The sequence below is a fragment of the Massilia sp. CFBP9026 genome (assembly GCF_034045165.1).
Lineage (GTDB): Bacteria > Pseudomonadota > Gammaproteobacteria > Burkholderiales > Burkholderiaceae_D > Telluria > Telluria arenae.
Genome location: NZ_JAXCWH010000002.1, coordinates 1 through 16,944, shown reverse-complemented (window position 1 = coordinate 16,944; position 16,944 = coordinate 1). Strand labels below are relative to the sequence as shown.

General features: G+C 62.1%; 10 protein-coding genes. 8 read left to right on the top strand and 2 right to left on the bottom strand.

Annotation, left to right across the window (positions count from 1 at the left end; translation table 11 throughout):
• Positions 1-353: 353 nt before the first annotated feature.
• From SOM28_RS04220 to SOM28_RS04200, 5 genes are all read left to right on the top strand, one after another.
• The gene (locus SOM28_RS04220) at positions 354-2,609 is read left to right on the top strand and encodes a DUF4214 domain-containing protein (RefSeq protein ID WP_320467330.1); all 2,256 of its coding nucleotides are present in this window, start codon (positions 354-356) and stop codon (positions 2,607-2,609) included.
• Between the two features lie 268 nt (positions 2,610-2,877).
• The gene (locus tag SOM28_RS04215; RefSeq protein ID WP_320467329.1) at positions 2,878-5,133 is read left to right on the top strand and encodes a DUF4214 domain-containing protein; all 2,256 of its coding nucleotides are present in this window, start codon (positions 2,878-2,880) and stop codon (positions 5,131-5,133) included.
• A gap of 264 nt (positions 5,134-5,397) precedes the next feature.
• Positions 5,398-7,224 carry a type I secretion system permease/ATPase gene (locus SOM28_RS04210; RefSeq protein WP_320467328.1) on the top strand — a complete coding sequence of 609 codons (1,827 nt, stop codon included), beginning with the start codon at positions 5,398-5,400 and terminating at the stop codon, positions 7,222-7,224.
• A gap of 32 nt (positions 7,225-7,256) precedes the next feature.
• Positions 7,257-8,621, top strand: coding sequence for an HlyD family type I secretion periplasmic adaptor subunit (locus tag SOM28_RS04205; RefSeq protein ID WP_320467327.1), 1,365 nt, complete (start codon positions 7,257-7,259; stop codon positions 8,619-8,621).
• Between the two features lie 3 nt (positions 8,622-8,624).
• Positions 8,625-9,980, top strand: a complete 1,356-nt coding sequence (locus SOM28_RS04200) for a TolC family outer membrane protein (RefSeq protein WP_320467326.1) — start codon at positions 8,625-8,627, stop codon at positions 9,978-9,980.
• Here SOM28_RS04200 and SOM28_RS04195 read toward each other — a convergent pair.
• The gene (locus SOM28_RS04195; RefSeq protein WP_320467325.1) at positions 9,977-11,236 is read right to left on the bottom strand and encodes an acyltransferase family protein; all 1,260 of its coding nucleotides are present in this window, start codon (positions 11,234-11,236) and stop codon (positions 9,977-9,979) included. The genes SOM28_RS04200 and SOM28_RS04195 overlap by 4 nt on opposite strands.
• Before the next feature lie 47 nt (positions 11,237-11,283).
• Between SOM28_RS04195 and SOM28_RS04190 the strand changes: the two genes are divergently transcribed.
• A complete protein-coding gene (locus tag SOM28_RS04190) occupies positions 11,284-11,565 on the top strand; it encodes a hypothetical protein (protein ID WP_320467324.1) in 282 nt (93 codons plus the stop codon).
• A 13-nt stretch (positions 11,566-11,578) separates the two neighbouring features.
• On the opposite strand, the gene SOM28_RS04185 is transcribed toward SOM28_RS04190, so the two are convergent.
• Positions 11,579-12,460 (bottom strand): sulfurtransferase, encoded by an 882-nt coding sequence (locus SOM28_RS04185; protein WP_320467323.1) that lies wholly within the window; start codon positions 12,458-12,460, stop codon positions 11,579-11,581.
• A gap of 465 nt (positions 12,461-12,925) precedes the next feature.
• On the opposite strand from SOM28_RS04185, the gene SOM28_RS04180 reads away from it, so the two are divergent.
• Together SOM28_RS04180 and SOM28_RS04175 are read left to right on the top strand one after the other, a co-directional pair.
• Complete coding sequence (locus tag SOM28_RS04180) at positions 12,926-15,847, top strand: Ig-like domain-containing protein (RefSeq protein ID WP_320467322.1); 2,922 nt, start codon at positions 12,926-12,928, stop codon at positions 15,845-15,847.
• Between the two features lie 271 nt (positions 15,848-16,118).
• On the top strand, positions 16,119-16,772 hold the full coding sequence (locus SOM28_RS04175; RefSeq protein WP_229414865.1) for a PEP-CTERM sorting domain-containing protein: 654 nt from the start codon (positions 16,119-16,121) through the stop codon (positions 16,770-16,772).
• The last annotated feature ends 172 nt before the right edge of the window (positions 16,773-16,944 follow it).

Sequence of the window (16,944 nt, the reverse complement as noted above, 5' to 3'; positions counted from 1 at the left end):
ATAAAAACCCCGGACTCCCGGGGTTTTTTATTTTCCGTATATGTATATAACGCGAAAGCGATATTAAAAAAACACCGCTTATGAATGGCCGGCGCAATACTGCCGAGGCTGCAATATTTGATTTCAAGTGTGAGAATGTTAGAGAATCTGGATGGAAAGCATCAAATGGAGGCCATTTTGTCGGGAATCTGTAAATTTTTCCGGAAACTTTGTCGTTCGTGTGACGGCCATCACACAACAGACGAGTCCGCTTCTGTCATGATGCGGTCCGTTGGGCTTCAAGGGTGCACGCCACTCTTGCAATATTGAATCAACACAATTCGATCGATCGATCTATCTTTTTGGAGTTATACATGGCAATCGTCGCTACCCAAGTCGCAGCAGTTCAACAACTGTACGTCTCCTACTTCGGCCGTCCTGCTGATCCAGCTGGCCTGGACTACTGGACCAACATCGTTGAAGCCCAGAAATCGACCGCTGCTGTGTCGGCTACCTTCGCTGCTTCGGCCGAATACAAAACCGCCTTCGAAGGCAAAACCAACGCGCAGATCGTTGACCAGCTCTACACCAACCTGTTCGGTCGTCCTGCTGACGCAACCGGCCGCGCTTACTGGGTTGACCTGCTGGACAAGGGCACCATCAAAGTCGATACCATCGTTTATGAAGTGTCGCTGGCTGCCCTGACCACCGACAAAGAAGCCGTCGAGAACAAGGTCGCTGCCGCTACCGCCTTCACCGCAGCCCTGGACACCCCAGCAGAAGTCGCTGGCTACACCGGCGATGCAGCCCTGGCCCTGGCTAAAGCATTCATCACCGGCGTGACCACCGATGCAACCCTGGCAACCGCAACCGCTCCAGCAGCCCTGACCGCATCGGTCGCAGCTGTCGTGAACGCTGGCACCCCATTCAGCCTGGAAACCTCGCTGGCTAGCTACCTGTCGGCACAAAACGCCAAGACCGTTGTCCTGGCTGACCTGGCCGAGAACGAAGACGTCGCCGCTGCTCTGGAAGCTGCTGGCCACGACGAAAACCCAACCAACGCGCAAATCCTGGACGCCATCAAGGCCGTGCAGACCGCCGCCAACACCACCGCTAACGGCACCACCGGCCTGGGCGCTGACTTCTCGACCGCTTCGGCAGCAATGCAGAACGCACGTATCTCGGACCGCGAAACCGCGCTGAACACCCAGCTGACCGCCAACAAGACCGCGCTGACCAACGCCAACGCCGAAGCCGCTAAAGTCGCTAACCTGACCGCCGCGATCGAACTGTACACCGCTAACCAGGAAGAAGCTGTCGAAGCTGGCAAAGCTGCTGCACTGACCGCGACCGCGCAAACCGCTGCTGTCTCGAACCTGGGCACGCTGACCGCTAAGCCAGTCGTGCTGAACGCAGGTACCTCGGTCACCGTTGATGCCAAAGTCGTGATCTCGTACGATGCAACCGCTGAAACCTGGAAACTGGCTACCGGCACCACCGAAACCAACACCCCAGGCGCAACCGCACTGGTGGCAGCACTGAACGCCAATGCAGCTGCGCAAGAAGCCAAGCTGGATGCTGAAAAAGCACGTGATGACGCAATGAAAGCTGCCGACATCCTGGACAGCGCCGACGCAGGCGTGAACCTGGGTGCGGTCAAGGCTGCTTTCGTGTTCACCACCCTGAGCGCCACCGCGCTGCCAACCTGGGAACAGATCGAAACCGAACAAGCCCTGTTCGACGACCGTCTGGCTACCCTGGACGCAGCCGCTAAACTGGCTCCTTACTCGGCAACCGGCTACGCTGACTACCTGACCGACCTGGAAGCAGGCGTTGCTGGTTCGGCTACCGCCGCTGCCCTGAAAACCACCCTGGACGCAGCAGTCACCGCCGGCTTCATCACCGCAGCTGACCGCACCGCGATCACCACCGCTGCTAACGCAAGCGGCGGCTATGTTGCAGCTGACGCAGCAGCCGCTGTCGATGCCAACAACTGGATCGCCCGTAACGACAAGCTGGACCAGGCTGTCATCACCCTGGAAAACGCTGAAGCCCTGGAAACCGGCATCGGCAAACTGGCTGACGCAGTTGTCAATGCTCAAGACGCTATCGAACTGACCGAGCTGGCACAGAGCACCCTGGCTGAAGTCGTCGCTGAATACCGCGCTGCCCAAGCTCTGAACACCGACGTGGCTGCTTCGGACAAAGCCATCGCTGCTGCTGCCAAAGTCATCACCGACAAGGGCTACGCTGCTCCAGCTGAACTGAAGACCGTCGGCCTGAACCTGGCAACTGCCAAGGACGACATCTTCTTCAAAGCTAACGGCGACACCGACGCGATCATCCGCAGCTTCGGCGTGCAAGGTAAAGACACCCTGTACGTTGGCACCGATCTGACCTACAACGACACCGAAATCGGCGCCGGCACCGGCCAGACCGCTCTGAACAAAGCTGGCGACAACGCCGTGCTGGAATTCTTCCTGCAACAAGACGGCAACAATGTGATCGTTCACATTGAAAACCGTGCCTACGGTTCGGAAGCCGGCGGCAACGCCGACATCAGCACCATCACCCTGGTGGGCGTTGATCTGGAAGACATCACCGTCGCTAACGGCTTCATCACCGTCTAATCACTGATTAGCCTGTGAAAGTACCTCGCAAGAGGTACTGAGCTGACGAACCCCGCTATCGCAAGGTAGCGGGGTTTTATTTCGTCTGTTCAAAAAATAGATGCTCAGTGAATAAAATTAGATTTTAGAAACTTCTCTTGCGTTATGTGATTTAAGTCACATGTCTGTGTGGTAACTTTCTGGCATGATGCCCTCCATTCAACCGGTCCTGTAAATACCCTTCCTGTGCCGGCTCGACCATCCCGTCGATTCACTTTATGGAGCCTTCATGGCAGTTGTCGCTACCCACGTCGCAGAAGTTCAACAGCTTTACGTCGCCTATTTTGGCCGTCCGGCCGATCCGGCTGGCCTCGACTACTGGACCAATATCGTCAAGGCGCAGGGCAATAGCGCTGCCGTGTCAACCACCTTCTCCACCTCGCCGGAGTACAAGGAAGCGTTCGCCGGCATGAGCAATGCCCAGATCGTCAACAAGATCTATTCGAACCTGTTCAACCGCGACGCCGACCCGACCGGTCGCCAGTACTGGGTCAATATGCTGACCAAGGGCACGATCAAGGTCGACTACATCGTCGCCGACGTCGCCCGCGCCGCGCTGAGCACCGACCGCGATTCCGTCGATAACAAGGTCACCGCGGCGACCGCCTTCACCAAGGTCCTGGACACCGCCGACGAGATCGCGGGTTATTCCGGTGTCAAGGCCCTGGCGCTGGCCAAGGCCTTCATCACCAGCGTGACCACCGCCGCGTCCCTGAAGGCCGCGCTCGCCCCTGCGGCACTGAACGCCTCGGTGGCGGCGGTGGTCGAGGCAGGCTTGCCGTTCGCCCTCGAAGGCGCCCTGGTCAAGCTGCTGGCCGCCCAGGAAGCGAAGTCGGACGTACTGGCCGACCTGGCCGGCAACAAGGCTGTCGCCCAGCAGCTCGCCGCCGATGAGGTCACCGATGCGCCCACCGACGCGCAAGTGCTGGCGGCCATCGCCGCCATCGACAAGGCCGGCGACGCCGCCATGAACGCCGTCATCCCGACCTTCTCGGGCCTGAGCGCGGCCCAGCAAACCGCCCGTATCGAGGTCGCCAGGGCCGACAACACGGCCGCCTTGCGCACCCAGGCCGCCACCGTGGAAACGCGCGAGACCGCCGTGCAGGCGGTGCGCAACCTGGAAGCGGCTTACGACAAGTACAAGGCGGCGGTCAAGATCGAGGCCACCGCCGACCAGTCAGCCAAGCTGGCTGCCACCGCCGAAAAGAAAGCGATCGGCGATGTCGGTACCTACAACAAGGGCGCGCTTGCCAGCGTCGTCGTCGATGGCGTCGTGACCGGCTACGAGTTCACACCGACCGGCGGCGCGGCCGTCAAGCTGTTCGCGCTCAATACCGCAGGCACGGCCTTCGTGCTGGTCTCGGGCGTCACGGAAACCACCCACAAGGGTGTGACCGCCGCCCTGGCCGCGATCAACAAGAGCATCAGCGCACAGCTTGCGCTCACCAAGGCGCAGGACGAGCTGGCCATCGCCGACATTGCCGCCGATATCCTCGATTCGGCCGATGCCGGCGTGCGCCTGAAGGCGGTCGGCAATGCCTTCGTATTCGGCAAGCCGACCGACGCGCTGCCAACCTATCAGCAGATCCTGGCGGAAGACAAATCGTTCCGGACCCAGCTGGACTCGCTCGATGCCCTGGTCGGCGACGGCAAGGATGGCTACGCCACCGGCATCACTGCGCTGGCAGGCGAGGTGGACACGCTCATGAAGGGCGCCACGCCGACTGCCGAGGCCCTGAAGGCGCTGCTCGACGCCGCTGTGGCCGACAAGCTCATCACCAACGCCCAGGCGAGCCTCATCGGCGGCAAGTTCGCCACTGGCGCCGCTGCCGTCAACAAGGAGCTGGCCGGCGTCAACGTGGCAGCCCAGTACAAGACCTTCGGCGACGCGCGCGAGGCGCTGTTGGCGGCCGAGAAAGCCGAGTCCGGCATTGGCAACCTGACCAGGCAGCTGGACGAGGCCCAGGCCGCGGTGGACGCCACCAACGCCAGGATCAAGGCACTGGCCGACGCCATCGTCACCTACGATGCGGCACAGGCACTGGTAGGCGCGGTGGAGGCCGCCGACGGCAAGATCGCCGCAGCGCGCAAGGTCATCACCGACGAAGGCTTTGCCGCGCCGGTCGTCCTGGAGGAGAGTATCACCCAGGCGAGCGCCAAGGACGACGTGTTCCTGGCCGGCACCAAGAAAGTCAGTCTGCAAAAGTTCGGTTCGCAGGGCGAGGACTACCTGTACGTCGGCGCCGGCCTGACTTATAACGACACCGAGATCGGTTCCGGCACTGGCCAGACCACGCTGGCCAAGGCTGGCAATGACAAGGTGCTGGAGTTCTTCCTGCAGCAAAGCGGCGACAACGTCATCGTCCATGTCGAGCAGAAGCCTTCCGGTTCGACCTCGGGCACGGCCGCCAACATCGTCGCCATCACCCTGGTCGGGGTCGACCTGGAAGACCTGGTCGTGCGCGACGGCATTATCTCGATCTGATCGACGCGCCGTGGGCCGTGAAAACGGCCAATTCGATAACACCCCAGCGCCAACTGGCCCTGGGGTGTTTCTTTCTTGCGAAATCATTTAACAAACGGTTGTCTCCTGGACGCAACCTCGCATACTGCACGTTCAAAATTTGTGATCCACATCACAAAAAAACCTTGATGTGGAGCATAATATGCGTCGGCGAGCAATTTCCTGGAGTTAGGCACCTCATGTGAGGTGCCGGAATTGCTGGCTTGCATCTCACTACGCTCACACATGAAACCATTGCTGAACAAAAAGAACGAGATCGAACAGGCGCTAGCCACCTTCAAGAGCACCTTCATCACGGTAGGTGTCTTCAGTGCGATCATCAACTTGCTGATGCTGACGCCGTCGATCTACATGCTGCAGGTGTATGACCGCGTGCTGGCCAGCCGCAACGAGATCACGCTGCTGATGCTGACCTTGCTGATGCTGGGCGCCTACGCGCTGATCGCCGGACTCGAGCTGATTCGCTCGTTCGTGCTGGTCCGGGTCGGCGCCCGCTTCGACATGATGATGAACAAGCGCGTGTACACCGCCGCCTTCGAGCAGAACCTGAAGCAGGCCGGCGGCAACGCAGGCCAGTCGCTGAGCGACCTGACCAACCTGCGCCAGTTCCTGACCGGTAACGCGCTGTTCGCCTTCTTCGACGCGCCATGGTTCCCGGTCTACCTGGCGGTGATCTTCCTGTTCGAGCCGACCCTGGGCCTGTTCGCGCTGGGCGGCACGATCGTGCTGATCATCCTGGCCGTGGTCAACGAGCGCATCACGCGCAAGCCGCTGTCGGAAGCCAACACCATGTCGATCCAGGCCGGTACCCTGGCGACCAACAACCTGCGCAATGCCGAAGTCATCGAATCGATGGGCATGCTGCCGAACCTGATGAGCCGCTGGTTCAAGCTGCACGGCAAGTTCCTTTCGCTGCAGGCCGACGCCAGCCAGAAGGCCGGCAAGATCAGCTCCGCCACCAAGTTCGTGCAGACCGCCCAGCAATCGCTGGTGCTGGGCCTGGGCGCCTTGCTGGTACTTGAAAACAAGATCACCCCCGGCATGATGATTGCCGCCTCGATCCTGGTCGGCCGCACCATGCAGCCGGTGCAGCAGGTGATCGGCGTGTGGAAGAACTGGAGCAGCACCCGCATGGCGCATGAGCGCCTGACCAAGCTGCTGGAAACCAATCCGGCACGCGAAGCCGGCATGGCCCTGCCCAAGCCACAAGGCAACCTGAGTGTGGAAGGCGTCACCGCTGCGCCACCGGGCGCCAAGAACCCTGTGCTGCGCAATGTCAGCTTCGCCATCCAGCCGGGCGACGTGCTCGGCGTGATCGGACCGAGCGGTTCGGGCAAATCGACCATGGCGCGCCTGCTGGTGGGCGTGTGGCCGTCGATGATGGGCAAGGTGCGCCTGGACGGCGCCGACATCTACCAGTGGAACAAGGCCGAGCTGGGCCCGCACATGGGTTACCTGCCGCAGGACATCGAACTGTTCGCCGGCACCGTGAGCGACAACATCGCCCGCTTCGGCGAAGTCGATGCCGAGAAAGTGGTACAGGCAGCCAAGCGCGCCGGCGTGCACGACATGATCCTGCACCTGCCGAACGGCTACGATACCCAGCTGGGCGACGGCGGCGCCGGGCTGTCCGGCGGCCAGAAGCAGCGCCTGGGCCTGGCCCGTGCGATGTACGACGATCCTTCGGTGATCGTGCTGGACGAGCCGAACTCGAACCTGGACGAAGCCGGCGAGCAGGCGCTGGTCAACGCGGTGCTCGACCTGCGCAACCGCGGCAAGACCATCATCTTGATCACCCACCGCCCGAGTGCGATCAGCGTGACCACCAAGCTGTTGCTGCTGCGCGATGGCCAGGTCCATATGTTCGGTCCGACCGCCAAGGTGCTGGCCGCTCTGCAGGAACAGCAAAAGCAGGCCGCGCTGACCAACCAGGCCGCAGCCAAGCCGCAGGCTCCATCGGCCCCGCCGGCGCCGCCCCCGCCGCCTGCGCCGCCGGCCCCGGCCGCACCCGCCGCACCGGCCACGACCGACCAGCCCCAAGCTAGCGTTTGACCGACGACGGTCATTACTGGAGAACCGAACTGATGAAGTTGTTGAAGAGTAATACCTCGGGCAATACTACGGACGTGGTCGTGCACGACGTCGAGCCGACCGAAGTCAAGACCGACCCTAATGCGTACAGCAAGCTCGGCTGGCTGATCGTGCTGGCCGGTTTCGGCGGCTTCCTGCTGTGGGCACTGCTGGCGCCGCTCGACAAGGGCGTGCCGCTGTCGGGCACCGTGGCCACCGAATCGAACCGCCAGGCCGTGCAGCACCAGGCCGGCGGCACCGTGCAGGAACTGCTGGTGCGTGACGGCGACGTGGTCAAGAAGGGCCAGGTGCTGGTGCGCATGAATCCGATCATCGCCCGCTCGGCGGTCGAGGTCACCGACGCGCAATACCTGGCGGCCATGGCCACCGTCGCCCGCCTGACGGCGGAACGCGACGGCGCCAAGGCCATCAAGTTCCCGGAAGAGCTGGAACGGCGCCGCACCGAGCCGCGCGTCATCGAGCTGATGAGCACCCAGTCGCAACTCCTGATGGCGCGCCAGAATTCGCTGCAAAGCGAACTGTCCGGTATCGACGCCAGCATCGAAGGCCTCAAGATGCAGATCAGCGGCCTGCAGGAATCGCGCGACAGCAAGAAGGAGCAAGTCGAATTCCTGAAAGAACAGCTGGGCGGCATGCGCGACCTGGCCAAGGAAGGCTACGTCGCCCGCAACCGCCTGCTCGACCTGGAACGCACCTACGCCCAGCTGGGCGGCGCCATCTCGGAAGACATCGGCAATATCGGCCGCTCGCAGCGCCAGGTGATCGAGCTGACCATGCGCCGCGCCCAGCGCATGCAGGACTACCAGAAGGAAGTGCGCACCCAGCTGGCCGATTTCCAGAAAGAAGTCGATGGCCAGGGCGCGCGCCTGCACGCGCAGCGCTTCGAGCTGTCGAACGTCGAAGTGAAGTCGCCCGCCGACGGCACCGTGGTCGGCCTGGCGGTGTTCACCAATGGCGGCGTGGTGCCGCCCGGCTTCAAGCTGATGGACATCGTCCCGAGCAACGCGCCGCTGATCGTCGACGGCCAGCTGGCGACCAACCTGGTGGACAAGGTGCACCCGGGCTTGCCGGTGGAGCTGATCTTCTCGGCCTTCAACGCCAACAAGACCCCGCACATCAACGGCGAAGTGCTGTACATCTCGGCCGACCGCAGCGTCGACGAAAAGACCGGCAATCCGTACTACAAGGTCCATGTGAAAGTGACGCCGGAAGGCCAGAAGAAGGTCGTCGCGCACAATATGGACATCCGCTCCGGCATGCCGGTCGAGCTGTTCGTGAAGACCGGCGAGCGCACGATGATGAGCTACCTGCTCAAGCCGATCATGGACCGCGCCCACTCGGCGCTGAGCGAGGAGTAAGCCATGACGCGCACACACGCATTCCGTTTGCGCGGCCTGGCAGCGGGCGCGCTGCTCGCCGCCGGTTTCTGCGGCGCCGGCAGCGCCGGCGCGGTCACGCTGGAAGAGGCCTACCAGGCCGCGCTCAAGAACGACCCGACCTTCCGCATGCGCTATTACGAGGCCGAAAGCGGCAAGGAAAACCGCATCCTTGGCCGCTCGCAGTTGCTGCCGCAGGTGTCGGCCAGCTACTCGTACAACCAGAACGTGACCGATCGCGAAACTTTTCAAGGGGCCACTCTGCCTCCTCGGGTCGACCATCCGAAGTACGATAGTCGCTCGGCAGTGGTCCAGCTGCGCCAGCCGCTGTTCAATATGGACGCCATCCAGCGCTACCGCCAGGGCAAGGTGCAGAGCGACCAGGCCGTGCAAGCCTACGAGGCTGGCGTCGACGAGGTGTCGGTGCGCGTGGTCAGCGCCTATATGGACGTGCTGTTCGCCGAAGACCAGCTGGCGCTTGCGCGCGTGCAGCGCGACATGTATGCCGAGCAGCAGAAGGTCAACGATTTCCTGTTCCAGAAAGGCGAGGGCACCAAGACCGATTCGCTGGAAACCCAGGCCCGGCTCGACCTGTCCGAGGCCCAGCTGGTGGAGGCGCAGGACCACGTGGTCGCGGTGCGCAATACGCTGGCCGGCGTGATCGGCATGGACCCGGGCACGCTCGACCAGCTCGGCACGAACTTCCGTCCCGTCACGCTCGACGTGGCCGGTTTCGAGGAATGGCGCAAGCTGGCGCTGGAGCGTAACAACACCTTGGCCGCGACCCGGCTCGCGGTGGAAAACGCACGCCTGGACATCAACCGCAACCGCGCTGGCCACCTGCCGCGGGTGGACTTCGTGGCCGCCTACAGCAAGAGCGATAGCGAAAGCCTGAACCTGCTCGGCACCGAATCGACCAACCGCTCGATCGGTGTGCAGGTGAACATCCCGATCTACCAGGGTGGCGCGATCAATGCCCAGACCCGCCAGGCGGCGGCCAGCTACGGTCGCGCGCAATCCGATCTCGATGCGCGCACCAACGAGGTGCTGATCGAGCTGCGTAAAGCCCATGACCTGGTAATGAGCAGCGGTCGCAAGATCGATGCGCTGGTCAAGGCGGTCGACTCGAGCAAGGAACTCATGAAGGCCACCGAGCAGAGCATCAAGGGCGGGGTGCGCATCAACCTCGACCTGCTCACCGCCCAGCAGACCTTGTTCATCAGTCAGCGCGACCTGGCCCAGGCCCGCTACTCCTACCTGGTGGGCCTGATGCGCCTGCGCGCGGCCTCCGGCACGCTGGCGCCGGACGCCGTCCGCGAGATCGGCGCTTTCTTCCGCTAGACCTGTCGGCGGGCTCGGGCAACCGGGCTTGCCGCTTCTTCATCGGGCGCCGCCTGCGCGCCGCTTTTTCTTTCTTCTCCACACAGCAGCGTCCCGAAGCGGCGCGATATCGCGATCGCCGGCCGGTCGATCCAGCGTTCGAACAGCCATGCCGCGCCCACGCAGGCGGCCAGGTACAGGACGAAGCCGATCCCGAGATGCAGCGCATCGCGCGGGAAGTGCGTATAGAACGCCGTCGACAGCGAGCACAGCACAATGAAGTGCAGCAGGTAGATCGAGAACGAAATGCGTCCCAGGAACTGCACCAGCGGGCGGTTCAGCAATCCCTGCCCCCATCCCGACAGTACCGCCGCGCACACGCAGACGGCGCCAATGGCGTTATAGAAGCTCTTGACGTCCCAGATCCGCGGGTCGGGCAAAAAGCCGTACATGGCCCGGAAATGCTGGTAGGCGCCGAAATACAGGCCGGCCGCGAACACGGCGAACTGGCCGGAGCGCGTCAGGCGCACGCGGTGCAGCGCGGCGCCCACGAACAGGGCGATGTAATAAATCGACTGCTCCGCGTGAATGGCGTGCAGCAGCAGGCACGCAAACACCATCGGCAATAGCAGATGGCGCGCGGGCTTGGCGAGAAAGAACAGCAGAATATAGATCGAGCCGATAAACTCGATCTTCAGTGTCCACAACGGCGGCAGGAACGACGCGCTGCCAAGCACGATCGACCCGAACAGCGCTTCTTTCAAGGCCGCGAAGCCGGTCAGGCCCGCCGGATAAAAGCTGGCCAGCCAATTCGTGGAACCGGACAGTTGCGCCGCCTTCCCCGTGTGCATCAATCCCGTCGAATAGGCAAGCCAGGCCAGTCCGATCGCGGCCATGATCGGCAGGTTCAGGCGCAGATAACGCGACCACAGGCGACGCTGCAAGACCGGGGCGGCGTCGGCGCGCTCGAACCAGGGTAGTGTCAGGACATAGCCGGACAAGACGAAAAAGATCAGTACGGGAAAATGGCCGTTATAAAACAGGGTGAATACCGGTGAACCGAATGCGTCCGTGAGCGGGCCGGGCTCCACGGGACGGGGAAACAGCGCGCCATAGTTATAAAACAGCAGCGATGGCAGGAACGCGGCGACGAAATGGGTAATCGTGACGCTTAATGCAGCAAGACCGCGCAGGCCGTCCGCGCTCGTATTCTTCATATCGTGATCATCGTGAGGCTGTTCCTCCCGTTCGGTAGAGCGCAACAGCGTGGTGGTCATGCAAAGACTTGATTATCCGACAGTCGGCGCCGATCGGGCGATAAACCGTGGGTGCCAGCACTGCCTTTAACGGCAAAGTAGCGGCCGCCAGCATGTTCACCCTGCGCCTGGACGAGCCCAGTGAGGTCGCCGCCTACAACGGCGATGCAGCGAAAGAGATCTCGATGGATTTCCTGGCGACGGTCAAGGATCTCGCCAGCGCCGATGCGCTGAAGCCCGATGTGGTCGACGCATGGCTCGGGCGCATCGTCGACGCGCATGGCGCCAGCGCGGAAGGCGTCGCGCTGGTCGGCGTGGCGCCGGCGGCGGAGCCGCTGCCGGGCGCCTGATGCAGCGAGCGGGTCAGGCCGCCGCGTGGCCGGCGGCCGGCTCGCCCGTTTTGACGTCGCCCGCGCAATGCGGGCACGACACGCCCACCACATAGCTCGGCGACAGCTGCTGGCGCGGCGTCACCACGGCGCGGCAGGCGAAGCACTGCGCGGTCTCGGTCGGTTCCAGCTTCGGATTGAGGGCGGTGCGGTAGTCGAACACGAAGCAGTCGCCGGTGTAGTGGTCGCCCCCGACTTCCTCGAAATACTTCAGGATGCCGCCCTCGAGCTGATACACGCGGTCGTAGCCGATTTCCTTCATGTGGATTGCCGCTTTTTCGCAGCGGATGCCGCCGGTGCAGAAGGTGACCACGGTCTTGCCGTTCAATTCATCCTTGTGCTGGGCCGCGACGGCCGGGAATTCGGTAAATTTATCGATGCGGTAGTCGAGCGTGTTCTCGAAAGTGCCCACATCGACCTCGAAGGCGTTGCGGGTTTCCATCATCACCACTTCGACGCCGTCGTCGTCATGGCCCTGGTCGAGCCAGCGCTTCAGGGTGTGTGCATCGACCGCGGGCGCGCGACCCAGTTCAGGCTTGATCAGCGGCATGCGCATGGTGATGATCTCTTTCTTGATCTTCACCAGCATGCGCTTGTGCGACTGTTCGGTCGACAGGCTCTCTTTCCACTCCAGGTCGGCCAGGCGCTCGTCGCTGCGCACCCAGGCCAGGTACTGGTCGATGTGTTCGCGCGTACCCGACAGGAACATATTGATGCCTTCCGGCGTCAGCAGCACGGTCCCCTTCAATCCAAGCGCGTTGCACAGGTCCTGGTATTGCGGGCGCAATTGCTCCAGGTTGTCGAGCGTGATGAATTTATAGGCGGCGATATTGACGTACTGGATTTCGGAAGACATGGTCGGTAGGCCTTGCAAAGGCGTGAGAAAAGACAGGGCGACATTATAAGTCAGCCAGTCAGGCCTACCACGCGGCAGCGGCATTTTGCCGACAATAAGCGCTTAGCGTATGGAAACTCGCTAATTCGATAACAGATAAATAGTGCAATAAAAGCATTTCGTTTCTGGAATGTAGCTGGAGATGTCAAATTTGCGTTAACAAAAAACCTATTAACTATGTGCGCCGCATGTACAAAAAAGCATCATTTTGTGGTGCGTGCCCAACGTTTCCGGCAAAAACGGTAAATTGCCTGTTCGCAATAAATATCTGACACCTATACTCAGCGAGCGATGCAATCCTGCAGCGACTTAATTTTTTGCCGACTTACCGACATGACCGCTCCCAAACCAGCTTCTCTTGATTTCGACGACCTGTCCGTTACAAATTCCAATTCGTTATCGACGAACGGAACGCCATATGGCACCTTGCTATTCTCACATATTGGTAGCGGCTACTACAGCTCGAGCTATATCGACGAAGATCAGGGTAACAAGTATTTGTCGATTACATTGAATCAGGCCGCGAAGGATTCGGGCGTGCGCATCTCGGCCCAGGATGGCAGCAGCTTCGGGATCAAGTCCCTCAAGTTGATCGTACCCCAGAGCTTGATGGCCGACGTCAAGGTCATAGGATATGACTCGAACGGGTCCCCAATCGCCTCGAAGACGTTCAATACGGCCCTCAACGATCCTTTCGGTTCGGTTCAATTTTCGCCGGAAGACGGCACGCTGACGTTCAACGCGGAATGGAAAAACGTGTCGGCGGTCAGCCTGATCAAGCCTACGGAAGGAAACTTCTATTTCAGCCTCGACGACATCGTCCTGCAAACCAACACCCTGCAGTTCGCCGCCAATAGCGATACCGGTGTCAAAGGCGACGCCATCACCAAGCTGAGCTCGCCGGCGCTGGAAGGCTATGCTGAAGCGTCGGTCGAGCTGGACGTGTATCTCGACGACGCCAGCGTGGCATTCGCTACGGTCGACAGCAATGCCGAAGGCTATTACTCGGTCGCGCTGCCCGACCTGGACGACGGCGAGCATACCGTGACCGTCAGGTTGAGGAACAGCGACGACGCCGGCACCAGCTTCACCTTCACCGTGGACACCAAGGCCGATGCGCCGGCCGAGATCGGGCTCGACAGCACTTATGCCATCGGCGATCCAGCCGACAAGGTGACGTCCGACTTCACCCCGGACATCACCGGCACGGCCGAGAAGGGCGCCACCGTCACCCTGTACAACGGCGAGAAAAAGGTCGGCGAGGCGGTCGCCAATTCGCTCGGCAACTGGAAAATCACCACCACCGAACTGAATGACGGCCCCTACAGCCTGACAGCCAGGCAGGTCGACGTGGCCGGCAATGAGTCGGCGGCCAGCGCGCCGCTCGAGTTCACGGTCAAGAGCGCCCGCCCGAGCACCCCGGTGCTGAGCGAGAGCAGCGATTCGGGCGTGAAGGACGACGGCATCACCAACGACGTCAACCCCACGTTCACCGGCACCGCGGCCGCGAACGCCACCGTCAGCCTGCTGGACAGCACCGGCAAGGTGCTCGGCATCGGCAGCGCCAACGGGGACGGCAACTGGTCGATCCGGGTTGGCGACAACATGACCCTCGATCCGGAAGACCGTCAGCCGCTGAAAGACGGCAACTACAAGATCCATGCGCAAGTGCTGGCGATGGGCCAGGGTGTGGAGAACCAGCCGGTGATCCTCAAGAGCGGCATCGTCCGGGTCGAAATCGATACCGTCAACCCGGACGCCCCGCATGCGCCTGCGCTGGCCGAGGCCAGCGACAGCGGCACGAAGGGCGACAACATCACCAACGTCACCGCTCCGACCCTGAACGGGTACGGCGCCGACGCCTATGGGCGGGTCGCCATCTACGCCGATGGCAAGTTGGTGGCCAGCACGAAGGCGAACGAAGAGGGCGTCTGGAGCGTCAAGACCGACACGCTGGCCGTCGGCAAGCACACGCTGACCGCGGTCCAGTTCGACGCCGCCGGCAACGTGTCGCAAGCCAGCGAAGCGCTGGAATTGACGGTCGAGCGCGCGGTCAGCCCGACGCCGACGCCGATTCCGCCGGCCGTCGACAACAGCGTGCCGGTGTTGGTCAAGCCGGTCACGCTGCCCGGCGGCACCATTGGCCGGGAAATCAATGTGCCGATCGTGACCGCCGGCCAGACCGGCGCATCCGACATTTCCCTGGTCAGCAGTGGCGGCAAGGCGCTGTTGACTGCGAATCTCGATGTGGGCCTGGGCCTGAGCGCCAGCGGCGGCCTCGTCAGCGGCACGGACACCATGCTCAAGACGCTGATCGGCATGATCGAAGCTGCCAACAAGACGAGTGCGACCGCCAACATCGCCAAGATGATCATGGATGGCGAGCAGTACCTGGACAGCCTGGCGATCGCCCAGTCGCTGGTGGTCGAAACGATGTCGCTGACGGGCACCACGGCGTCCAGCAGCGCGATCGACCTGGTCGGTATCGGTGGCGGCCAGCAGATCGCCGTGGTAGTGGACGGCGCTGCGGCGCCGGCCGCTACCGGCGTCAACCTGAGCAATATCGATTTCGCCGCAATCATTGGCGCGATCAATGTGCATGGCGGCGGCAACAAGGTAATCCTGTCCGGCGATAACGCCGCACAAGGCTTCACCGTCGGCAGTAACGGCAGCAAGGTATTCGCGGGCGGTGGCGCCGACCTGCTGAACATCGACTTCGGCAGCGCTACCTCCGCCGCGGTGCGTGCTGCCACGGTCTCGACCACGGCGACGGTCATCAGCGAGTCGGTCACGACGACGCTGCTGCATGGCGGCGCCGGTCTCGACACCGCTGCCTTCGCCGGCACCGCCGCCGACTACACCATCGCGCACCATGGCGGCTATACCCTGGTGAGCAGCAAGGCCGCGCCGGACCAGGTGGCCAAGGTGGTCAACGTCGAATCCCTGCGCTTCAGCGATGGCGTGATCGCGGTCGAGAGCGATGCCGCATTGCACACCCTGGCCGGCCTGTACCAGGACGTGCTGGGCCGCCAGGCCGACGCCGACGGCTTCGCGTATTGGGCGGACCGCGGCGACGCGGGTCTCAGCCTGGGCGGTGTCGCGCTCGAGCTGCTCAGCTCGGCGGAAGGCGTGGCCCGCTTGGGCGCGCTCGACGGCAATGCCGCGCACGACATCGGCCTGCTGTACCGCGCGGTGTTCGACCGCACCGCCGACGCCGGTGGCCTCGACTTCTGGACCGGACACATGGACAAGGGCATGACCTTGCAGGAAGTCGCCGACCAGCTGATGCACTCGGCCGAGATCGTGGGCCGCCAGCTGGACGTGGCGGACTGGGACTTCACGGTCTGATGCCGCATCGTTGTCCGCGGCGCTGACGCGGCGAACGATGCCACCAAGCCCGGCCGGATGATCGGTCGGGCTTTTTTTCATCCCGAGCGCAAGCAGGGATACCTGCTTGCCGTCAGGATCGAATAATTTCCTGTCGAAAAACTTTACAGTAATTACATTGTTTTATTGATGGAAATCAACTAAGTTGTTGATTTTTATCATTTCTATCCTTCTGGCATGGGAATTGCTCTATGCCCTGTGTTCATAATCTTCAACCAATACAGGGATAACCATGATTCGCAAACTCGCCGCCATCACCCTTGCACTCGCGTCAAGCATGGCATCGGCTTCCCCGATCCTGCCGTCGCAATCGTTCACCGAGAATTCGAACACCGCCTACACCTACAAGTTCGATCAGGCGCAGACCGGCAGCTTCGTGCTGGACTTCACCTTCAGCTTCACGGGCAAGGTCGGCAACAATGACTTCCTCGGCGTGTGGTTCGGTAATGAAGGCAACAACAAAGCCTACGAAGGCCCGAACTTCGGCTTCAAGGCCAACTGCAATGAAAACGGCACCTGCGCCAACGACCTGTTCGTGCGCACTGGCGGCAGCGGCGGTCACTTCCTCCCGAACAGCGACCTGAAGGAAGGCGTGACCTACCACCTGTTCGCCCACCTGTACAAGAGCACCGTCAACGGCGTCTACGATCGCTTCGACATGTGGCTGAACCCGACCGCAGAAGAGATGCAATCGCTGACCGGCGCCGATGCAACGGCCCGCGAAGCGTCGTCGATCAAGTCCTTCAACACGATCGGCATCCGTACCGCCAACCTCAACGACGTGGAGCTGCACGTCAATGCTGCCGAAGTGCCGGAGCCTAGCAGCGTTGCACTGCTCGGCCTGGCACTGGCCGGCCTGGCGCTCAGCCGCCGCAAGCGCGCCTGAAGCTGGGCATGCCGGCGCCGGAATGGCGGCGGCATCGGTTCGAAGACCCGCTGCATGCAGCGGGTTTTTTTTATGGCGCTGTCATCGTTACCTGTTGATGACCCCGAATGCAATACGCAGCAATTGCTCTACAGAAGTGACCCTCCCACCATCGAGCGCCCAATGCCAACCC